The organism is Nitrospira sp. CMX1 (assembly GCF_054902215.1).
The window spans coordinates 91975-113065 of the sequence record NZ_JBUBKD010000013.1 but is presented as its reverse complement, the minus strand read 5'-3'; the positions used below and the strand labels follow the sequence as shown (position 1 = coordinate 113065).

Below are 21091 nucleotides of genomic sequence, written 5' to 3'. Positions count from 1 at the left end.
CTAGGAGTGGGTGACAGTCCCTGCCGGTGTTTCCTGATAGGGACACCGCTGCAGCCGAATATGGTCTTCGTATTCGTGACGGAACAGCTTCAAACTGCTTTGCACCAAAACCGACGCGCCAGTGACGAGAGTGCAGTACCCAGTGCCTTTGACGAAGCCACAAAGCTGCAGCATGCTCTCCAAATCTTTTTGCGTGCCCTGCCCCGATTCAATTTTTGTCATCAGGATGGCAAGATTATTCGTCCCCATACGACATGGAGGACACTGCCCGCAGCTCTCGTCCTTGAAAAAATTTGAAAAATGCAGCGTCTTGGCCACCATACAGGTCGCATCGTCGACAACAATCACACCGGCCGAGCCCAACCCTGTGCCGGCTTTTTTCAAGGAGTCGAAATCCATTGGCAAATCGAGCTGATCCGCCGTCACCATCGAAAACGCCGGGCCACCGGGAAATACGGCCTTGATTTTGCGGCCATTGGGCACACCACCGCCACATCGTTCAACCAGATCGCGGATCGTCACTCCCATCGGCATCTCGTACACCCCAGGCCGATTGACCGCGCCGCTCAGCGAAAACATCATCGTACCAGGACACTTCTCCGTCCCTATCTCGGTGAACCACCCAGCACCTTTATGGAGAATCCTGGGAATATTGCACAAGGTCTCAACGTTATTGACGAGGGTCGGTTTGCCATAGAGGCCGAAGTCGGTCGGATAAAACGGAGGCTTCTGTCGCGGCATCGCAGGACGGCCCTGCATCGATTCCAACATCGCCGTTTCTTCGCCGGCTACGTAACTCCCATGGCCGTCAAAGATCTCCAATTCAATATCAACTCCACTCCCCAGGACATTCTTTCCAAGTAATCCTCGTTCCTTCGCCTGGGCCAAGGCCTTCTTTAGATTTTGCTGCTCTTCATGATACTCATGGTTCACGTAGATAAAGGAAGCTTTCGCTTGCACAGTGAAGGAGGCAATCAGACAGCCTTCGATCAATTGGTGCGGCAACGTTTTCAACAAATGACGGTCCTTAAATGTGCCCGGCTCGTGCTCGCCGGCATTGCACACGAAATAGCGTTCTTTCACTCGGTGATTAAGGACTTTGTCCCACTTGATCCCTGTCGGAAATCCTGCGCCACCCCGTCCACGAAGCCCTGATTTCTTCAGCTCCTCAATCACTTTCGCCGCGTTCAATCCCTTGACACACCGCTTCCAGGCTTCGTAACCACCGACTTTGAGATACCCCTCAATTTCCCAAGGAGCTCCCTCTATCTGTTGAACAAGGCGAGGTTCTGTAAGCGTAGGCATAGCTACCCGATCCGAACTCTTCAAGGTTGAGCTGTTACTATACGGTTCTGCCTCTTCTTCCGTCAAGGCAACCAGCTGTAAATGGGCCTGAATCTCAAACAGTTAGGACTATGGGGCCTACTCAAAACCTAGGCATGGAGGGGCAGAGGACAACAGAATGAGGCGATGGAAGTCGTGGCCGGTGGGGTTTGTCCCCACCGGCGAGGCAACAAGACCTTATCTGAAATGGCTACCGGCCCCCATGAAGAACAGCATGGGAATCGAGAGTAAAAAGTTTACGCGGGAAGCGAGCAAGGCAGTCCTCCCCCACTGCGCCATCTCGGGCGGCGCCGGGGTTCCCTGCGCCGCTGCAGTGACAGCCGCAATAATCTTCTTCTGGTTCGGCCAGATGATGCCATGAACATTACCCATCATGATGATGCCGAGCAATCCGCCGATAGCCAAGGCCACCGCTCCTGTGCCACCTTTATGATACATGTGCCCATACAACAACACACCGGCCAACACCGTCACGGTGGCCCCATGCCGGAACCAATTGAGTGCGGCCGGCATCAGCTTCGGAATCACGATGTTCTTGGTCGGCCCATCCAGGCTTTTCAAGAACGAGGCATTGATCAAATTGAAGAAATATAACAGCCCGATCCACGTGATCCCGGCTAGGAAATGTACCCAGCGAAGGATCATCTGGCCCCAGTCTGCCTCGCCTGCGCCAATGCCGGCCATTCCCAGATATATGATGATCAAGACGACGGTGAGGGCAAATCCTACTCCCATCGTCTGCATCGGATCTTCAAGAAATTTCATAACTCCCCTCTCTTAAAAAAACGGTTGATCGCCTAGGCTGTTGTCTGTACGACAGCTTTTCTCCGATTGTCAAGCAGGCACCGAAGGTCGTCGGCCATTCGACATTGGTCCAAATCGAGGAATCATACTTTTTTTCTTGATGACCGACGACTATTGACCAGTGACCGTCCTACCCCATCAATCGATCCACCGTACTACAGAGCTCCCGCACCGCGTCGGCCGATGTCTCTAATGCCGCTCGCTCGTCACCAGTCAGCTCATACTCCAGGATCTGTTCGGCTCCGCCCCGTCCGATCTTGACTGGCACACCGACCACGACATCCTTCAATCCATATTCCCCGTCACACAGGACCGCGCAGGGCATGACCCGCTTTTCGTCCTTGTGAATCGCCTCCACCATAGCCACCGCCGAAGCGGACGGCGCATAAAAGGCGCTGCCTGTCTTCAAGAGGCCGACAATTTCTGCTCCCCCATCGCGGGTCCGCTTGACGATGGCATCAAGCGTCTCTTTCGACATCAGTTCAGACACCGGACGTCCCTTCACGGTCGTATACCGCGGCAGCGGCACCATCGTATCCCCGTGCCCCCCTAAGACCATCGCTTCGACCTCGGTAGACGGCACGTTCAGTTCTGCAGCGATAAACGTGCGCATTCTTGCGGAGTCTAAAACACCCGCCATCCCGATGATTTTCGATTTGGGAAGGCCGCTGACGGTACGCGCCACGTGCACCATGGCGTCCAACGGATTGGTGACGAGAATCAGAATGATCTCCGGCGACCGAGCCACCAACCCCGTCACAACGGATTTCACGATTTTGGCATTGGTCGCCAACAATTCATCACGACTCATACCCGGTTTTCTGGGCATGCCCGACGTGATGACCGCGATTGAAGATCCAGCGGTGGCTGCATAGTCGTTGGTCCCGACGACTCGGGTGTTATACCCACACACCGGCCCTGCCTGGGAAATATCGAGCGCCTTTCCCTGAGGAACCCCTTCCGCAATATCGAGGAGCACCACGTCGTAGAGATTCTTTTCGGCCAATCGTTGCGCCGTCGTCCCACCGACGTTGCCTGCCCCCACCACCGTAATTTTTGGTCGTGCCATGCTTCCTCCGAAAGTTCTAAAGTGCCGAGTGCTGAGGACTGAGAGATGTGTCGCTCTCAGAACCAAGCACGTTCAGCGCAGCACTTCTTATGCGTGTTCAGTCCAGCCTGCAACTTTGAAGTTGATCGTACAAACGAAATTCTCGTCGTCATAGAAATTGACCTTGATCTTCTTTTTCCCATAGGTGCTTGCCAGAAACTCCTCGGGATTGTCCACGAGGGCCTGAAAGCTGCCCGGGGGATACTCCCCGAGATCATGAAAGACCACGATCATGCCTTCTTTGACTTCTTGCAAGACTTTCACTCGACAACGCGGATACACCTCCCAGAATTTTGCCTCGATCATGTCCTTCGTCGGCTCAGGACGATCCTCCCCAGGCTTCACCACCTGCCCGAATTTGGCCAAACGACGGACATAGGGATACTGATGCCCCGTGAAGAGCTTATACAGCCAGGCAGGAACCGCTGGTTTTCCTGTTGAGTTGTTGGTCATGCTGTTGATGCGTCTAAGTCGTCAATTGTCTGTACATACGCGGCAACCTGGTCGGCAAAGCCTCGACTCTGTCGATGACGCAATACCGTGTCTCGGCATAGAGAGGGCGCAAGTAACTCTCCGCTTCCCGGTCGATCGTCACGCAAAAGGTCTCGATTCCTCGCTGCCTTGCTTCACGGAGTGCCGCTTTCGTGTCCTCTAACGAATAGTCGTCCCGATACTGATCATCCAACGGTCTTCCGTCACTCAATATCACCAGGAGGCGGTGTTTTGCATCACGAGCCAACAGCTTCGCGACGGCATGCCGAATGGCCGTGCCGTCGCGGTTCTGATGACGAGGAGACAGCCCTCCAAGCCGACGTGCCGTCGCCGCTCCCAATCGATCCTCAAAATCTTTAATCGTGAGAAACTCGACCCTCCCTCGCCCTTGGCCTGAGTACGCATAGAGTCCGTACTGATCGCCGACCGCGTCCAATGCTTCACAAAGCAGTACCAACGCTTCTTTCTCAACGTCGATGACCCGCCGACCGGATCCGACCTGTTGACCGGTCGATCCGCTGACATCAACCAGGAAGGCAACCGCCACATCCCGCTCTCGTTTATCGCGGCGGATATACAGTCGATCGTCACCTTCTATGCCGGCCCACCGGTCCGCTGTGCGTCGGACCACCGCATCGAGATCCACCTCTTCCCCATCTGGTTGCCCCGCAACCCGACGATAGGCCGGGGCACGTAATCCTTCAAAAAACCGGCGTAGCAGTTTCACCACACTTTGTCGGGCAGCCAATGTCTCCGTCACGAATTCGTCGGACCCGAGGTCTGCCGGTCGTTCCGCCACGCGACACCAATTCATCCGATAGTCCTCGATCCGATGGTCCCACTCCGGATAGAGGACGGTGCGCTCTTCATCGGTTGTGGTCTGCCTTGATTGCGGGTTGGGTTCAAGAGTGAGGCATTCCTCCACAATGGACGGCAAGGTGCGCCCCTCCTGCAATATTTCTCCGCTCTCGAAAAAAGACTCTGCGCTCCGACCTCCCTGCCCGACAGGACTATCCCCTTGTGCCGAAGACAGGTCCTGAGGCTTCTCCAATCGCTCCGGACTCCACACGACGAACTCCGGCTTCATCGAACCACGATAGGCCACATCCGTGACGGTACGGTATTGGTCCTCCGCTCGATACGGTTGCGCCTGTCCCGCCACAGCCTCCTCCGGCTGTTCACGTTTTTCTCCCTGGATCATCTCGCCGCGAGCCGCCAGCAGTTCTTCAAGCCGCACGTAGACAGCGTCGACCACACGGACGGTTTCCTCGGCTGTTGCCGTGATTGTGAGTGCCGGCTGACACAGATCCCACAGGACGGAGACCTCTCCCTTGATCGCTTGAGGCACAACAGAATCTGCCGCTTCACCCAGAGAGAGCCTGAGCAGGCAATCGACGACGAGTTCCTTCGGTGTCACCCCTTGCGCTGGATCACGCGGAGTGATGGATTCGCTCGCTACTCGTGCAAGGTCACACCGAAGCCCGGGATATTCCGCGCGCAGTAAGCATTCAACCCTTGCATCCTCCAGCACAACCCAGAGATCCCGTACCAGCGTGGGATTCGGATACAGCTGAAACAGAGCCGCCAACGTCTCTGGTCTGGCTTCATTGGATCGCCCATATCGCAGTCGCACTGTTTCGACCAAATCGGCTAACGATTCGAGCCTGAGTTGATACGTACCGAACTCTATATGGCCGGCTTCATGTGCGGCCATCACAAGATAGAGGCGTTCGTTCTCGGCGGCCGTGGGATATCGACGGAGCAGCGCCGGGAGTGCGATGCGGCATCCATCTTCGCTGACCGTTGCGCGAACTGGGGAAGCCACCGAATCCGGAAGCGCCTCCACAGCGATATCTGTTCCACACAGTCCCTGAACAAAAAGTTTCACCGTTCGAGCAACCTGACGAAACGGCACCCCGCTCAAGGCTTGTTCGACCGAAGCCAATGCTTTCCGCGACTCGACCGAAAAATAGGCTCGTGCCCCATCGAGGCTGTAGGCCGCAACTTCCATCCCGGTCTGAAACCATCGTTCAAATCGCGTGAGCGCATCCGGACCAGTTCCGATGAGCGCGACAAGTTCCGGAGCACGACGGAGATACTCGATTGTCACCTCTGCATACTGTTCGGCGAGCAAGGAGCCGTACTGCAAGAACCGGCTCCGCCATTCCGTTGACGGCAGGACTTCCAGAAGCTGTGGTGACTCCGTAAGCCACGTGATGCTCGACTCGGGGGACTGTTCAGCTAGGACAACACAGAGCGATACGACTTTCTCCCGAACGGGTGGCTCTGGGACCCTTTCGAGAATGGACGGGCTGGTCCTGAGGAACTCCATGGTCGCTACGTAGTCCGGCTTCCCAAGGCTATTCGGCACAATTAATTTCGTGCCCACCATGGCCCAACGACGAGCACTCTCTCGAGGCAGGATGGGGGCCAGCTTGGAGAGTTGTCGAATGAACTCCAGCCCGACCACCACATTGACCTTGGTCAGTTCAATGCCGATCTCGAGCCAGGATCGCACCTGAGTAACCGGGACATTCGACAGGATCTGTGGAGCTTGGCGCAGGTATTCGAGGGCGACATTCGCATCTTCCTCCGCCATGTCCAGGCCGATGGTCAAGACCTCGGTACGCACATCAACAGAATCAATCAGCCCAAGAACCAAGGGGCTTTCCTTGAAATATTTGAGTGCGGACGCGCCGGATGACTCGGTCAACGCAATGCCCAGGTCCAGCCACAGGACGACGTGCGAAAGCCCCCCCTTCCGATCCAGCTCCGGCAGCGCTGTCATGGCCGCACAGACGGCTTTTTCGGAGAGATCAGAGAGCTCGTCCAACAGAGTCAGGACCTGTGCGGATGCGTCTGCTTTGCCCGTCTCCTGGGCTAAGCGGGTCACAAGGGTCTCCGCGACCGCCGGTCTCAGCTCTGCTACCAGTCGGTCTCGCAAAATTTCTCGACTCGACATGTCCGTCATGATTGACTACCAGAATCAGCGTGAAGGGACGGATTGTAAAGGAGCGAATTATCCTTGTAAACTAGAGGCTCTGCCCATCGTGGCGCTGAGGAGGAGATCCATGGCTGAGCCGACAGAGGAAAGCCTCGAGAAAATCCGGAAGTTCATCAAGGGATTTGCCGAGAAAAGTGGAACCGTGATGCATCCGAATGCCGCGGTGACGGACGCGGTCGTCAAAGGGTTGGCGTCCCATATCGATGAACTCGGGAAGCCCCTCTGTCCCTGCAATTTCTACAAGGACAAAGAGGCAGAAGCCAAACTCCGACGCTGGATCTGTGCCTGCGACGAAATGCAGATCTACAAATACTGCCACTGCCTCCTCTTCGTGCGAGAAGATGGGATGCCGATCACGGAATATTTACCGGAGGGTCACGAGGGTCGCGAGGTATACGGGTTGATCACCGACCCGACGCCCGACAAAGGTCGCGCGCTCAAACACAAGGCTGGCCCAACTCCCACCATTCAGGACACGCCGTCCACAGCGGCGGCACCCTCGACATGATGGCGCGTCATCGCGACGGTCGATGCTGGGGTGCCGGTTTTTTGCTGATGAGTTGCGCTCTGGTGGTCTCCGCGCAAGCCGCGACGCCGCTCCCCCCGAGTCCATCGGCCTTCAATGAGAAAGAGCTGTTTGCCTACAAAGCCAAAGGACATGGGAGCGCGGCAGGGCAGGTGTTCTTGCGTGCTGTGTCAGGCAAAGCCGTCACGCAGGCTGGGGCATCAATCGTGTTGGTTCCCATTTCATCCTATACTCGCGCGTGGTTTGACAAGCAGGTGAGAGAGAGCACGTGCACATCAAAAGGGGGATCGTCGTCCTCTGAGGCCACTGCGACACAGACGCCAACCGTCGAGTGCCTGCGCGCGGGGATGGACCAACTCCTGGCCGAGAAACGCTTGCTTCCTTATCTGCGTGTGACGCGGGCCAACCCGACCGGGCATTTTTGGTTCACGAAAGTTCCTGCCGGCCGCTATTACGTCATCGGCCTGCTGGAAGGCAGTGGCGGAGCCCATCAAGATGAGCGGGCCGTGGGCATCGCCTGGCTGACCCTCGAGCTTGATGCCGATGAAAAGGCGACGAACCTTGTGGTCACCGATTGCAAAAGTAGTCTCTGCTGAACTACCGCCTCCGTCGCCGTCGGTCTGCTTGGTCCAGCCATGAGGTAGGCGATGAGAATTCTGCTGGTTGAAGATGATGCGGATCTGGCTCAGTTCATTCGAAAAGGAATGAAAGAAGAGCAGTACGCAATCGATGTAGCCAACGACGGCGAAGCGGGCTTGGCCCTGGCGCTGGACAACCCCTACGATCTGGTGATTCTCGACATCATGCTGCCCAAGTTGGACGGCCTGACAGTCTGCCGCCGTATCCGAGACAAGGGTATCTCCACCCCCGTGCTCCTGTTGACAGCACGGAACACCGTTGAAACCAAGGTTTCTGGCTATGATACGGGTGCAGATCAGTTTTTGGAGAAACCGTTCGCATTCGTGGAATTGCTCGCCAGGGTTCGAGCCCTCTTACGGCGAGGCAGCTCTCAGCAACTTGCCCAGCTTCAAGCAGCCGATCTTCGATTAGACCCAGCTTCTCACCGTGTCTGGCGCGCCGGTCAAGAAATCGCGCTCACTAATAAGGAGTACGCTCTCCTTGAGTTTCTGCTGCGGAACAAAAACCGCGTACTCACGCGTACGGCGATCATCGAGCATGTGTGGGATATCAGTTACGACCCGATGACGAATATCGTCGATGCTCATATCCGCGCCCTCCGTGCCAAGATTGATCGAGACTATTCCCCTCCCTTGATCGCTACGGTTCGCGGCGCGGGGTACATGCTTGAAGAGCCGGGCACCTCTACATGAAATCGTTGCGCAGTCTGATCAGTTGGTCCGCCTTCGTTTTGATGGCTGGGCTTCTCCTGTTTTCTGGGCTCGTGTATGCCGCCAGTGAAACCCTCTTGCAACGGTTCGTCGACGGGCGCCTGCTGGTGCTGGCAGAGACGCTGGCCGAGTTTGTGGAGCAGTATCCCGATATCCTTGAAAAGCATGACCGCACGATCACCCCCACGAATGAATTAACGCAAAGCCCGACAGAACAACGCGTGTTGCCTGATGTCACGCATGCCCTTCGCATCTTTTCGACAGACGGTCGACTCCTGTGGAGCAGCCCCCATGCCGCCCCACAAGACTCCCTGTCACCTCGCGTGCTTGAGCGAGTCCGAATCTCGACCCTCGTCTTCGACACACTGACCGCACCGGACGGCACACCTGCCCGACACCTCTTCCTGCCCCTCGTCGTAGGGGGTGGGCGTATCCGGTACGTCCTCCAGGCAGAAACCTCGTTGCTCCATCATCAGGAAACGCTCCATGGGCTCGTGTTTTTGCTCAGTCTTGGGTCCGGCGCCACGCTGTTTATGGCGTGGGTCGGAAGCCTCTGGCTGGCCAAGAAAGTCCTGGCTCCGATCGAGACTCTGTGCAAGGGAGCCGAGACTATGTCGGTAGCCGATCTCGGAAAACGTTTGGCACTCGATTCGCCCTATCGTGAATTTCGACGACTCACCCAGGCCGTCAATTCCGTATTGGATCAATTTCAGCGGGGAAGTGAAGTGCAGCGGAACTTTTGCGAGATCGCTGCTCACGAAATGAAAACGCCCCTGACCATTCTCCAGGGAAACCTGGAGGTGGCACTCATGAAAGCCCGCACATCCGAAGAGTATCAGGAGGTACTGCTCAACAACCTCCAACAAGTCGACCGGCTCATCGCCTTGACCCGTCCCTTGTTGACATTGGCGAAGTTCACCAGCAGCAAGCCGCCTGTCAACCTCGTCCCCCTCGCATTGGAACCGTTGATTCAAGAGCTCATGGATGAATTGATGCTCTTGGCGGATGATCGTCAGATTACCCTGACGTTTGAATCTCAGCCGGTGCCGTCTGTGCTCGGCGATGCGCAGTGGCTCAAACAGGCCCTGATCAACCTGCTCGACAACGCACTACGGTACACGCCATCCGGCGGAATCGTGACCGTCCGCTTGCAGACCGATAGTCGCGATGTCACCATCGCTGTCGAAGACACGGGCCATGGCATCGAGCCGGAAAATATTCCGCATCTCTTTGAGCGCTTCTATCGAACTGATTGGGCGCGGGCGAAAGATGCCGCCGGGACTGGTCTTGGGCTACCCATTGTGAAGGAGATCATGGAAACCCACGGCGGGAGCATTTCCGTCATCAGTGAGGTTAACAAGGGTTCCGTCTTTACCCTGCGGTTACCGGCGCTGGCACAGCTGACCCCTCCCGCCTAACAGGATGTTTGCGTTCTGCGTCCACCCTCGTGCTCTCTCCCCGCATCTCCTCTCCAAACCAGTCCTCAGAAAGCTTGGCCAGACCTTACTTTCCGGGTAAAGACCATTTTGGTTGTTTGGCCCAAGCGGCACAACCCTGGACACCTGACCAAGATTCCACAAGCTGGCTGCCACTGCTGCAGCGTGTGAGTGAACCAAACCTAGTCCCGTACCCTGCACAGCTGCGATGTGTAACTCAAGGGTAAAGACAGCGAGCATTATAGGCCTTCTATCAAGCTGTAGGGCTAACTCCTTAACAGCGAGGACAATCTCCAACACCCGCAATTCTTCGGCTTTCCAATGAGATCCAGGGCATGACCAGACCCTTCGTCCATGAAGAAGTCTTCATGATCGCCTCATGGTGGCTTCATCTTGAAGAGGTATACCTATAAAAAAGCGAAGGGGGGTGAAGAAATATCATGGTCTCCTTTATTGAAGTCTTCATTTTGGTCGGCATCTTCGGACTGTTGTATGCCATGTTGCAGCTCTCCCGAGGGTAACTGGAGCCGTCGAGCTGTTAGGGATCAACCAAACCCAGGTAACAGAGCGACAGTCTGAGCAAGGGAAGGTCTACTTCCTCAGGAAGTCCCAACCGAAACCAATCATGGTTTCATTCGGGGAATAGACGGGCTAGATTAGGAACCGGTTCCTTTCGGACCTTCCTGCAGTCTCGGATCGGGCAGGCACCAGTCAGAAATGATGATGGGAGCTATCGCCGGAGAGGGGATGCGATTCGATCGCCTCACTGGTCACTCTGCAGGACCAATCCGCTGCAATATGGGTCTTTGACTCACAGATGACGGCTAGGCTTTCTCCGCTCGAAGGAATGTTGGGCTAGCCGATTACTTTCTTTCTTTGATCGCCCGTTCAACTTCCCGTCCTGCTTCACGAGCTTTGATGGAGTCGCGGCGATCATGTTGCTTCTTCCCCTTCGCCAGTCCGAGTTCGACTTTCGCCTGGCCTCGTTCTGAGAAATAGATTCGAAGAGGAATCAGCGTAAGCCCTTTCTGTTGAGTCTTCCCAAGAAGCTTGTTGATCTCCTTCCGATGGAGAAGGAGCTTTCGAGTCCTCATCGGGTCGTGATTCATGATGTTGCCGTGACTATAGGGACTGATGTGGCAATGGTAGAGAAAGATCTCGCCGTCTTTGGCACCCGCATAACTGTCTTGCAAGTTCACTCGCCGGTCCCGAAGTGATTTCACCTCCGTGCCTTTGAGCACGATCCCGGCCTCGAATTTTTCTTCGATGAAGTAGTCGTGGTAGGCCTTCCGATTGGTGGCCACGACCTTTTGATGATCTTCCGTATCTTTCGCCATACCCCAACACCAGTCCCTTGATCTCGGTCTTCGCTACCGCCTATGATGCCGCATGGCTCGCCCAGGCACTCTTGATTCCTTCGGCACTATTTTGTCCGGGCTCTCCAAACGACTTGGCCTTGAATCGAGACTGGTGGAACTGCGCCTGCAACATCGGTGGCGTGAGATCGTTGGTGAGCCCATGGCGTCCCACACCTGGCCGTCCCAGATTCGCTTCAAAAAGCTCTATTTGATCGTCAGGAACTCCGTTTGGCTTCAACAATTGACCTTCCTCAAACCGGCTCTCGTGACAAAACTTCATGCGGAGGTAGGTCCTGAGCTCGTGACAGACATCGTCGGTCGCGTCGGAGAGCTTCCGGGTGATCTGGAGACACCTCCTGTTGATCTCAGTCCAGATATCCGATCGGTGCAGTCCGAGGGTTCATGGGCTGAGGTCGTCACACATACCACGACCATTCACGACCCCTCTCTTCGTGAACGATTTAGAGAGGTGATATCGCGATACCCGGTTCAGGCTCTGCCTCAACCGGCAAAGGGTCCGTCACGCGCCCCTTGAATAGGACTCGTGTCTCGGCGGAAAGAGGTCCGTCTTTGGGCATTGGGCCTAGACCACCGTCTTCTTCTTGATCCAGCAATCGATAATATCCGCGCATAGCCCGTTCATAGTCTTTCACAATGGCCCCATCTCCAGCCAGGTACTTAGCGAGGACATCCGGGTCGGTCCAACCATGGTCGTCAAATACGTAAATCATGATCTGCTTGTATGGCCCGCCAGGATCACCAGGGGTCGTGGGATAGATCTTCATCCGAGCGAAATCATGCGTGTGGTGACCCATCTTTCGAAAGCGTTTGACCAGCGACTCAACCTCTTCATCGGTGGTACCCCGAGGAACGTCCGTCACGACAAGACGTCCCGATTGGGCACCGACGGTATAGGGAGGAATCGATCGATCAGGACGGCTCAGATACATGCCTCCCCAGATTAAGGCAAACGACCCAACAAAGACGCTGAGTGCAAACTTGACGACGATGTCGAGGGGCTTCTTGGTCTTCGGGTCACTCGGAGGCATAGCAGAAAAGAGCGGTTTGGATTAAGGCATGAAATAATCGGCGGGCTTAATCCGATTAGCTCTCCGGGGCGTCCTCTGAGATGGCATCCTCCCGCTCAGCGGCCTCCGCCAATCTGGCCACTGCGACAACTCGGTCTCCCTCGCCATCGAGATCGAGAATCCGAACGCCCTGGGTATTCCGGCCGATTTCACGGATGTCGTCGACTTTGCAACGCAGCACTTTCCCCTGCGCAGCCATCAGCATGATCTGATCGTCGTCTCGTACTTGAAGGAATCCCACGGCCAACCCATTCCGCTCCGTCGTCTTGACACTGATAATGCCCTTTCCGCCACGACCTTGCACCCGATATTCGCCCACGGGTGTGCGCTTGCCGTAACCGCCTTCCGTCACGGTCAAGATCGAGGTGGTTGAGTCCGGCGTCATGGTTTCCATCCCGATGACTTCGTTGCCTTCCTCGAGCGTGATCCCCTTCACACCATGGGCCATCCGACCCATCGGCCTCACTTCTTCTTCCTTGAATCGAATCGTAATGCCTTGTCGTGTCCCAAGCAGGATCTCACGCTGTCCATCGGTCAGTTGGACCCCGATCAATTTATCCCCACCTTCGAGTCCCAACGCAATGATCCCGCCCTGCCTGGGGTTGCTGAACGCGGACAATTCCGTCTTTTTGATGATTCCTTTTTTCGTGGCCATCACGATATAGCGGTCACCACGAAACTCTTTGACCGGCAAGGTCGCGGTCACCTTTTCACTCCCGGCTAACGCAAGGAGATTGACGAGTGCCTTTCCTTTCGCCGACCGGCTGGCCTCGGGAATCTCATGGACCTTCAGCCAATAGACTTTCCCCGCGTCGGTAAAGAACAGCAACGAATCGTGGGTGGAGGCGGCAAAGAGCGTCTCGACGAAATCCTCGTCCTTGATGCCCATGCCGATCTTGCCCTTCCCACCACGTCGTTGAGCCCGGTAGAGAGACACGGCATTCCGCTTAATGTAGCCAGAATGAGAGATCGTCACGATCACTTCTTCCGCTGCAATCAGGTCTTCCAGGCTGATCTCGGCTTCTTCCTTGACGATCTGGGTCCGGCGGTCATCTTTGTACGTTTCACGGATCTCAGTCAGCTCATTCTTGATGATGGTGCGCACCAATGACTCGCTGGCCAGCACGGACTTCAGGTATTCAATCTGCTTGAGCACGTCCTGATATTCTTCGATGAGTTTGGTCCGCTCCAGCTGCGTCAAGCGCTGGAGCCTCATGTCGAGAATGGCATTGGCTTGGATCTCCGTCAGGCCAAATTCCCTCATTAACCCCGCCCTGGCTTCGTCAGGCGATTGCGACCGTCTGATGAGGGCGATGACGGCATCCAGGTGATCGAGTGCGATCTTGAGTCCTTCCAGAATATGCGCCCGCTCCTCTGCTTTTCTGAGTTCGAAAGCGGTTCGCCGTACCACGACTTCACGTCGATGCTCGAGGAAATGATGGAGGATCTGCTTGAGGTTGAGGATCTCGGGACGATTATTGACCAGCGCCAACATGATGACGCCGAAAGTGGTCTCAAGCTGGGTGTGCTTGTAGAGATTATTCAATACCACCAGGGGAATTTCGTTCCGTTTGAGCTCAATGACCACCCGCACGCCTTCTCGATCCGACGATTCGTCTCTCAGGTCTGAGATGCCCTTGATGCGATCATCTTGGATCAACTCCGCTATTTTTTCGATCAGTTTGGCCTTGTTAACCTGATAGGGAATCTCTGTGACGATGAGCCGTTCCCGCTCAGTGCGTTCATCGGTCTCGACCACGACTTTTGCTCGCAGTGTCAGGAGACCGCGTCCGGTCTCATAGGCTTCTTTAATCCCGCCCATGCCATAGATGAAGCCGGCCGTGGGAAAGTCTGGCCCAGGGATCTTCTGCATCAGCTGAGCGATCGTCACATCGGGATTCTCCAGCAAGAGGAGCAATCCATCGATGATTTCCCCGACATTGTGCGTGGGAATATTAGTTGCGTAGCCGACGGCAATGCCACCCGCTCCATTGACCAGGAGATTCGGCACTCTGGTCGGAAGCACCAGAGGTTCTTGTCGTGACTCGTCATAGTTAGGACCGAAATCAACGGTCTCCTTGTCGATATCGGCCAACATTTCCTCGGCTAGCTTCGTCATACGGGCTTCGGTGTACCGCATGGCCGCCGGTGAGTCCCCGTCCATCGACCCGTAGTTGCCCTGGCCGTCCACGAGGGGATACCGCATGTTGAAATCCTGCGCCATCCGTACGAGGGTGTCGTAGATCGCCGAATCGCCATGGGGATGATAGTTCCCCATGATTTCGCCGACGATCTTGGCGGATTTTCGGTAGGCTCGATTGGAGGCCAAGCCCATTTCGCTCATACCGAAGAGAATCCGGCGGTGGACTGGCTTCAACCCATCACGGACGTCCGGCAATGCTCGCCCCACGATCACGCTCATGGCATAATCAAGGTAGGACGACTTCATCTCGTCTTCGATCGCGATATGACCTAATCTCTCATCAGACGGCATGTCTTCTCCTCACTGCACACAGCCATCGGCTCCGGAACGCTGATCGCTGGAAACTGACAGCTGCTTCGCTACACGTCTAGATTGCGCACTTCGAGCGCGTGGGTCTGGATAAAATTCCGCCGTGGTTCGACTTCATCGCCCATCAAGATGGTAAAGATTTCATCCACACCAGTGAGATCTTCAAGAGTCACCCTCAGGAGCGTCCGTATCTCAGGATTCATAGTCGTTTCCCAGAGCTGCCCCGGGTTCATTTCGCCGAGGCCTTTGTAGCGCTGAATGCTGAGGCCTTGCTTTCCCATATCCAGAATGGCCTTGACCAACTCATCGGTGGATTGGTACGGCTTTTCCTGACCCTTGGCCTTCAGCTTGTACGGAGCTCGACCTAATCCGATCGCAGAGGGCGTCAGTTTCTGGAGTTCCCGGAAGTCGGCGGACCCAACCAAGTCATGTGTCACTTCCAGCTCATGCGTGACCCCACTCATGTGCAGCCGGCAGACGACCTTGTTGGACTGGTGCTCCTCGTCCACGAGGATATCAAACGTCGGGGTCATATTCGGGAACACCACAGCCAGCGATTGCGTAATGTTTTCGACTGATCGTTGAAGTGCCGCACGATCCTTGAGCCGCTCGCGGTCCAGCCCAGGTTCATCGACAAAGACGCGAAGTATTGCAGCCTCGTGTGATTTCTTATTCAGGCGACCAAGCAAGGTTTCGAAGGCAATCATTTTCTTCAAAATGGGCAAGAGTCGGCGCCCAGTCACGTAGGTCTGAGCTCCCTCCATATAGAGCTCAACATCCTCGACTGCCAAATCGGCGAGGTACTCGTTCAACAACCCTTCATCCTTGAGGTATCGCTCCGTCTTGCCTTTCTTGACTTTGAACAGCGGGGGTTGCGCGATATAGATATACCCTCGTTCGATGAGTTCGGGCATCTGCCGGAAGAAGAACGTCAACAGCAGCGTCCGGATATGACTGCCGTCCACATCAGCGTCGGTCATGAGAATGATCTTGTGATAGCGGGCCTTTGCGATATCGAAGGCATCCTTCTCCGACTTGTCCCCTTCTTCCCGTTTGCGACCGATCCCGGTGCCCAACGCCATGATGAGCGTTCTGATCTCATCGCTGGAAAGCATCTTGTCGAACCGTGCTTTCTCCACGTTCAAGATCTTGCCTTTGAGCGGCAAGATCGCCTGAAACTTGCGGTCTCGTCCCTGTTTCGCAGATCCACCTGCTGAATCTCCCTCCACAATGTAGAGTTCGCTCAACGCGGGATCTTTCTCAGAGCAATCCGCTAACTTTCCGGGCAACGAGCCGCCATCCAGGGCGCTCTTACGCCGGATCAGATCCTTGGCTTTCCGCGCCGCTTCGCGCGCGCGCGCTGCATCCACCGCTTTGCCAATGATCTTTCTGGCGACCGGGGGATTTTCCTCAAAATAATTGCCCAAGGCCTCATTGACCGCGGCCTCGACCACGCCCTTCACCTCGCTGTTTCCTAACTTGGCTTTCGTCTGCCCTTCAAACTGCGGATTGCGCACCTTGACACTGACGACCGAGGTCAGTCCCTCCCGTACATCGTCACCGGTCAGCGATTCAGTTTCTTTCTTCAGCAGGTCGTTGGCATTGGCGTAATTGTTGATCGTCCGAGTGAGAGCGGCTTTGAACCCGACTAAGTGCGTGCCACCTTCTTTGGTATTGATGTTGTTCGCGAAGGAAAAGAGGTTCTCCGCGTAGCTGTCGTTGTACTGGAGCGCTACCTCCAGGATCATTTCCGGCTTCTCGACTTTGACGTAGATCGGTTTGTGCAGCGGTGTTTTGGCTTCATTGAGATGTTCGACAAAGGACACGATGCCGCCCTTGTATAAGAACACCTGCTCTTTCGCCGGCTCTTTCCGCTCATCTCGAAGGGTAATGGCCAGGCCCTTGTTCAAAAAGGCCAGTTCCCGCAACCGTTGGGCTAATACGTCGAAGCTGAACTCCAGCGTTTCAAAGACTTGGCCATCCGGCTTAAACCGAACCTTGGTCCCTCGGCGTTTGGTCTTGCCTGTTGCATTGAGCGGTGCACTGGGTTTCCCTCGTTCATATCGCTGTTCGAACACTTGGGCGTCTTGCCAGATTTCCAGTTCCAGCCACTCTGACAAGGCATTGACCACGGAGATACCGACTCCGTGCAATCCGCCGGAGACGGTGTAGGCACCCTGTTCGAACTTGCCCCCCGCATGGAGCACGGTGAGCGCAACTTCTGCCGCAGACTTCTTTTGGGTCGGATGCATCCCTGTAGGAATGCCTCGCCCATTGTCGATGACCGTCACGCTTCCGTCGATATGGATCGTGACCTCGATGGCTTCACCGAAGCCCGCCATATGTTCGTCGACACTGTTGTCGACGACCTCATAGACGAGATGATGCAATCCGTCGACTCCGGTACTCCCAATGTACATTGCGGGTCGTTTCCGGACGGCATCAAGCCCTTCAAGGACTTTAATTTGATCGGCACTGTAACTATCAGACTTGGTCGGAGACTGTTCTTCTGTGGCCATCCGCTACCTATTCCAGCCTCGTGGTCAGAGGGCTTATTTCTGTTTGGGGCAAGGCGTTCGTCCATGAGGCAGTCCCTATTCGATAGGAAGAGCCACCGAGAAATGGATGAGCTATGCCCGTGACTGCGTGCCGCATCCTGCTAAATCTTCACCGGCATGACAACACACTTAAAACCAGGGCTCTCCGGCTCCTGGATCAGACATGGGCTCAGCGGGGTCTCCATCTGGAGAGCAATCGTTTCACCCTCCATCACACTGAAGACATCCAGAAGGTACCGGGCGTTGAAGCCGGTTGTCAGACTTTCTCCCTCGTAGCGAGCCGGCAATTCTTCTGTTGCTTCGCCGAAGTCCGGGCTGGCAGAAAATAGCGTCATCTTGCCGGGCCCAAAGGAAAGCTTGACTGCGCTGGCCTTGTCTTTCGACAGTACGGACACACGTCGCAGGGCACTTTCCAACTCCGTCCGATTGACACTGATGTTCTTGCCCCCGTCTTTTGGGATGACTTGTTGGTAGTTCGGATAGCTCCCCTCCATCAGCCTTGACGTCAGGAGGAGGCCGCTCTTCCGAAAGATCATGAGATTCTTCGAAAACCCGATGAGCGGTTCGCCATCTCCTCCTTCCTCTAAGAGGTACCGAATCTCGTGAGCGGCCTTTTTGGGAATGATCGCTTTCATTTCCTGAGGAATGCCCGTCGACTTGGCCCCAGCTTTGCCGACATCCTGTTCCGCAACCGCCAGACGGTGGCCGTCTGTGCCGACTAATCGGAGGGTCGTCTTCTTTTCCGTCACAATCAAGGTGACCAAGAGTCCATTCAGAATGTACCGAGCATCATTGTCTCCGGCGGCAAAGAGGGTCTTCCGAATCAATTCGAGAAGCCCGTCCCCAGCTAACGGCATGAGCCCCTCTCGTTCGATCGCGGGCAACGCCGGATAATCGGAACTGGGGAGGCCCACGACTTTAAATTGGCCCCTCCCGGCCTGAATCGTCGTCCAGTTATTGTCCGTCGCCGTCAACTCGATGTCACCGGCCGGCAACTCCTTCACAATTTCAAAGAGCTTTCTGGCGGAGATAGTGACCCCTCCTGTGGACAGGACCGTTGCCTTATACAAACCTCTCATCCCCAGCTCAAGGTCTGTCGCGACGATCTCGACTCCATCCTGCTTGGCTTCCAACAGGATATTCGACAGAATGGGCATGGTGTTGCGTTTTTCCACGACGCCTTGCACACGCTGAAGCCCCGTCAACAACTCGTCTCGTCCGATCCGTACTTTCATGGAATGCTCCCCCATCGACGTCGCTAACTGCGAAGAATCTGTTCCTTTAGTGATTCGATCGTCGTCTGCAATCCTGTATCGGCCTCCTTGGCTTTCGCCACTTGGCGGCACGCGTGAATGATGGTCGTATGGTCTTTCCCACCGAATTGGCGGCCAATCTCTGGATACGAGGCATCTGTCAGCTCTCGACAGAGATACATCGCAATCTGTCGAGGATGCACGAGAGTCTTGCTTCGGCGGCGGGACTTCAGTTCCGCGAGCTTGACATGAAATTGGGCACAGACGGCTTCCTGGATGTCGTCCATTGCGACAACCTTTTTCTTATCTCCGATGATATCCCTCAGGACATTTTTCGCAAGATCGAGGCTAATGACTTGCCCGGTGAGCGACGCATAGGCCCCCAGTCGAACGAGACTTCCCTCCAATTCTCGAATATTGCTCTTCATGGTGGTCGACAGAAACTGGATCACATCTTCCGGTAATTTGACTCCTTCATCCTCGGATTTTTTCCTCAGGATGGCGATCCGTGTCTCGACGTCCGGGGGTTGCAAGTCTGCAATCAGCCCCCACTCAAACCGAGACCGTAACCGTTCCTCGATATCAGGCATATCCTTCGGAAACCGATCGCTCGACAGAACAATCTGTTTATGACCCTCATAGAGAGCATTGAACGTATGAAAAAACTCTTCTTGCGTCCGTTCCTTCCCGACAAGAAATTGGATATCATCGATCATGAGCATGTCGATATGTCGGTAGCGCTTTCGGAGATCCATCATCTTGTCGTAGCGGATGGAGTTAATCACCTCGTTCGTGAATTGTTCGGTCGTCAGGTATGCAATTCGAAGATCCCTCTGTTCGGCGACATGATTCCCGATCGCGTTCAAGAGATGTGTCTTCCCGAGCCCAACCCCTCCGTAAATAAATAAGGGGTTGTAGGTTTGACCCGGCTGTTCTGCTACCGCCATGCAGGCCGCATGGGCAAACTGATTTCCAGCCCCAACAACAAAGTTTCGGAACGTATATTTCGGGTTGAGGAGAATCCCACGCCGTGGTTTTACTTGCGCTTGAACCCTTCCCCCTTGTGTCGCGAGCGGCAGCTCCTCCTGAGCCGGAGCCGTTTTCTCGCGTACGATAAATGCCACGGTCAGCGGTTCACCCGCACCAGCAGTCGCCACAGCTTCAGCCAGGAGGGCTCCATAGTGCGTATCTAACCACTCCCCAAAGAATTTATTGGGTACCCCAATGTACACAGTAGAATTTTCAACCCTATCGAATTGCACTGGTAGGAACCAGGTGTCAAAGACCTGTTTGGGTACTTTTTGTTGAATATATTCAAGCGCTTCATCCCACTCAATCTCTATACTCATAAGCCGCATTCACTCTCTATTCACAGGATTACTCACACTTGTGGATAACTACTATCTTTGCACGATTTCTAGTGTAAAACAGGCCCGCTCAATACCATGTCTCGCCGCAGTCTGTCGAGTTGATCTCCCATCTACATAATCTATCAACAAGCTACTCATCTATACTCACATCACTACACAGATGGTTTCCCCAAGGTTATCCCTATTAAAAATTATAAATCTACTCAATATTATCAAGTACCTACACGATATCCACTCTATACACTTCACTACTCCTAATCCGACGACGACGAATTTTCTTTATTACAAAATATCGGAGTTACAGAGTAATAACCCGCTGACTTCTTAGTAATAACTCAAGTAAGTCCCTATACGACAACCGTGTCCCTTTTCCCCAAGAACAACCAGCAACACTTTTTAATATCTTTCCTGCGGAGGAAGACTTTTCAAGAATAACAATAATTGCGTTCTCCGACTCTGAATACAGAAAGGGTGAGACCTCATCTACAGAGGAACGAACTAGATACACCGTTGCCCCCATCAGAAATTCCCCATTTAAAACACGAGTGTGCAGTCCATCGATTGAATCACAGCAGCAACCGCATCCTCCGATTCACACCGAACACAAAACTCACCACTCAATAATGAAAGATCAACTACTTTAGGGAGGATAAAAGGGACACCTAGTTGCTCAATAGAGGGTAGGTATTTCTCAAGAATATCGAGATCGATAATATCATCCGCATCATCCATCAGTAGGCGAACAGCTTCACCAATCAAAATAACCGTGGTGTTATGAGATCCGGCAACCAGTCCAAGGGCAATTCGTAACGCCTCAACCGGTCGATGTGTGCTTCGTGGATCTTCTTGAATAACAACGGCGATATTCTTTGACACGCGAGATTTATAA

17 protein-coding genes are annotated in these 21091 nt (G+C 54.7%); 5 read left to right on the top strand and 12 right to left on the bottom strand.

The window, feature by feature from the left end; translation table 11 throughout:
- The 5 genes from nuoF to ACYX34_RS04525 all read right to left on the bottom strand — a co-directional run bounded on the left by nuoF (position 1) and on the right by ACYX34_RS04525 (position 6719).
- A complete protein-coding gene (nuoF, locus tag ACYX34_RS04545; protein ID WP_462075366.1) occupies positions 1 to 1305 on the bottom strand; it encodes an NADH-quinone oxidoreductase subunit NuoF in 1305 nt (434 codons plus the stop codon).
- Positions 1306 to 1521: 216 nt separating this feature from the next.
- A complete protein-coding gene (locus ACYX34_RS04540; RefSeq protein WP_462075365.1) occupies positions 1522 to 2109 on the bottom strand; it encodes a urate hydroxylase PuuD in 588 nt (195 codons plus the stop codon).
- 169 nt (positions 2110 to 2278) lie between these two features.
- Positions 2279 to 3217, bottom strand: coding sequence for a malate dehydrogenase (gene mdh, locus ACYX34_RS04535; protein ID WP_462075364.1), 939 nt, complete (start codon positions 3215 to 3217; stop codon positions 2279 to 2281).
- 87 nt (positions 3218 to 3304) lie between these two features.
- A complete protein-coding gene (locus ACYX34_RS04530) occupies positions 3305 to 3709 on the bottom strand; it encodes a hypothetical protein (RefSeq protein ID WP_462075363.1) in 405 nt (134 codons plus the stop codon).
- Between the two features lie 13 nt (positions 3710 to 3722).
- On the bottom strand, positions 3723 to 6719 hold the full coding sequence (locus ACYX34_RS04525; protein WP_462075362.1) for a nitric oxide reductase activation protein NorD: 2997 nt from the start codon (positions 6717 to 6719) through the stop codon (positions 3723 to 3725).
- A gap of 100 nt (positions 6720 to 6819) precedes the next feature.
- Between ACYX34_RS04525 and ACYX34_RS04520 the strand changes: the two genes are divergently transcribed.
- Genes ACYX34_RS04520 through ACYX34_RS04505 form a run of 4 tightly spaced genes read left to right on the top strand, consistent with a single transcriptional unit; the run spans position 6820 to position 10045 of the window.
- Positions 6820 to 7260: a ferredoxin-thioredoxin reductase catalytic domain-containing protein gene (locus ACYX34_RS04520; RefSeq protein ID WP_462075361.1), complete on the top strand. Its 441-nt coding sequence runs from the start codon at positions 6820 to 6822 to the stop codon at positions 7258 to 7260.
- Entirely contained in the window at positions 7257 to 7874 is a 618-nt protein-coding gene (locus ACYX34_RS04515) for a hypothetical protein (protein WP_462075360.1), read from the top strand. The genes ACYX34_RS04520 and ACYX34_RS04515 overlap by 4 nt, the downstream gene beginning before the upstream one ends.
- A 51-nt stretch (positions 7875 to 7925) precedes the next feature.
- Positions 7926 to 8609, top strand: a complete 684-nt coding sequence (locus ACYX34_RS04510; protein ID WP_462075359.1) for a response regulator transcription factor — start codon at positions 7926 to 7928, stop codon at positions 8607 to 8609.
- On the top strand, positions 8606 to 10045 hold the full coding sequence (locus ACYX34_RS04505; RefSeq protein ID WP_462075358.1) for a sensor histidine kinase: 1440 nt from the start codon (positions 8606 to 8608) through the stop codon (positions 10043 to 10045). The genes ACYX34_RS04510 and ACYX34_RS04505 overlap by 4 nt, the downstream gene beginning before the upstream one ends.
- Positions 10046 to 10926: 881 nt before the next feature.
- On the opposite strand, the gene smpB is transcribed toward ACYX34_RS04505, so the two are convergent.
- Positions 10927 to 11400, bottom strand: coding sequence for an SsrA-binding protein SmpB (gene smpB / locus ACYX34_RS04500; RefSeq protein ID WP_462075357.1), 474 nt, complete (start codon positions 11398 to 11400; stop codon positions 10927 to 10929).
- Positions 11401 to 11452: 52 nt separating this feature from the next.
- Here smpB and ACYX34_RS04495 point away from each other — a divergent pair, with 52 nt between their 5' ends.
- A complete protein-coding gene (locus tag ACYX34_RS04495) occupies positions 11453 to 11956 on the top strand; it encodes a DciA family protein (RefSeq protein ID WP_462075356.1) in 504 nt (167 codons plus the stop codon).
- On the opposite strand, the gene ACYX34_RS04490 is transcribed toward ACYX34_RS04495, so the two are convergent.
- The 6 genes from ACYX34_RS04490 to ACYX34_RS04465 form a co-directional block, all read right to left on the bottom strand.
- Entirely contained in the window at positions 11883 to 12470 is a 588-nt protein-coding gene (locus tag ACYX34_RS04490) for a hypothetical protein (protein WP_462075355.1), read from the bottom strand. The two genes, ACYX34_RS04495 and ACYX34_RS04490, sit on opposite strands and share 74 nt — an antisense overlap.
- Before the next feature lie 55 nt (positions 12471 to 12525).
- Positions 12526 to 15003 carry a DNA gyrase subunit A gene (gene gyrA / locus ACYX34_RS04485; RefSeq protein WP_462075354.1) on the bottom strand — a complete coding sequence of 826 codons (2478 nt, stop codon included), beginning with the start codon at positions 15001 to 15003 and terminating at the stop codon, positions 12526 to 12528.
- A gap of 68 nt (positions 15004 to 15071) precedes the next feature.
- Positions 15072 to 17540 carry a DNA topoisomerase (ATP-hydrolyzing) subunit B gene (gyrB, locus tag ACYX34_RS04480; protein WP_462075353.1) on the bottom strand — a complete coding sequence of 823 codons (2469 nt, stop codon included), beginning with the start codon at positions 17538 to 17540 and terminating at the stop codon, positions 15072 to 15074.
- 140 nt (positions 17541 to 17680) lie between these two features.
- Entirely contained in the window at positions 17681 to 18814 is a 1134-nt protein-coding gene (dnaN, locus tag ACYX34_RS04475; protein WP_462075352.1) for a DNA polymerase III subunit beta, read from the bottom strand.
- A 23-nt stretch (positions 18815 to 18837) separates the two neighbouring features.
- Complete coding sequence (gene dnaA, locus ACYX34_RS04470) at positions 18838 to 20175, bottom strand: chromosomal replication initiator protein DnaA (protein WP_462075378.1); 1338 nt, start codon at positions 20173 to 20175, stop codon at positions 18838 to 18840.
- 561 nt (positions 20176 to 20736) lie between these two features.
- Entirely contained in the window at positions 20737 to 21078 is a 342-nt protein-coding gene (locus ACYX34_RS04465; RefSeq protein WP_462075351.1) for a hypothetical protein, read from the bottom strand.
- Between the last annotated feature and the right edge of the window lie 13 nt (positions 21079 to 21091).

What these genes read in the sequence shown, in the direction of transcription:
- nuoF (WP_462075366.1), bottom strand. Translation starts at nt 1,305, where the DNA reads ATGCCTACGCTTACAGAACCTCGCCTTGTTCAACAGATAGAGGGAGCT.
- ACYX34_RS04540 (WP_462075365.1), bottom strand. Translation starts at nt 2,109, where the DNA reads ATGAAATTTCTTGAAGATCCGATGCAGACGATGGGAGTAGGATTTGCC.
- mdh (WP_462075364.1), bottom strand. Translation starts at nt 3,217, where the DNA reads ATGGCACGACCAAAAATTACGGTGGTGGGGGCAGGCAACGTCGGTGGG.
- ACYX34_RS04530 (WP_462075363.1), bottom strand. Translation starts at nt 3,709, where the DNA reads ATGACCAACAACTCAACAGGAAAACCAGCGGTTCCTGCCTGGCTGTAT.
- ACYX34_RS04525 (WP_462075362.1), bottom strand. Translation starts at nt 6,719, where the DNA reads ATGACGGACATGTCGAGTCGAGAAATTTTGCGAGACCGACTGGTAGCA.
- ACYX34_RS04520 (WP_462075361.1), top strand. Translation starts at nt 6,820, where the DNA reads ATGGCTGAGCCGACAGAGGAAAGCCTCGAGAAAATCCGGAAGTTCATC.
- ACYX34_RS04515 (WP_462075360.1), top strand. Translation starts at nt 7,257, where the DNA reads ATGATGGCGCGTCATCGCGACGGTCGATGCTGGGGTGCCGGTTTTTTG.
- ACYX34_RS04510 (WP_462075359.1), top strand. Translation starts at nt 7,926, where the DNA reads ATGAGAATTCTGCTGGTTGAAGATGATGCGGATCTGGCTCAGTTCATT.
- ACYX34_RS04505 (WP_462075358.1), top strand. Translation starts at nt 8,606, where the DNA reads ATGAAATCGTTGCGCAGTCTGATCAGTTGGTCCGCCTTCGTTTTGATG.
- smpB (WP_462075357.1), bottom strand. Translation starts at nt 11,400, where the DNA reads ATGGCGAAAGATACGGAAGATCATCAAAAGGTCGTGGCCACCAATCGG.
- ACYX34_RS04495 (WP_462075356.1), top strand. Translation starts at nt 11,453, where the DNA reads ATGGCTCGCCCAGGCACTCTTGATTCCTTCGGCACTATTTTGTCCGGG.
- ACYX34_RS04490 (WP_462075355.1), bottom strand. Translation starts at nt 12,470, where the DNA reads ATGCCTCCGAGTGACCCGAAGACCAAGAAGCCCCTCGACATCGTCGTC.
- gyrA (WP_462075354.1), bottom strand. Translation starts at nt 15,003, where the DNA reads ATGCCGTCTGATGAGAGATTAGGTCATATCGCGATCGAAGACGAGATG.
- gyrB (WP_462075353.1), bottom strand. Translation starts at nt 17,540, where the DNA reads ATGGCCACAGAAGAACAGTCTCCGACCAAGTCTGATAGTTACAGTGCC.
- dnaN (WP_462075352.1), bottom strand. Translation starts at nt 18,814, where the DNA reads ATGAAAGTACGGATCGGACGAGACGAGTTGTTGACGGGGCTTCAGCGT.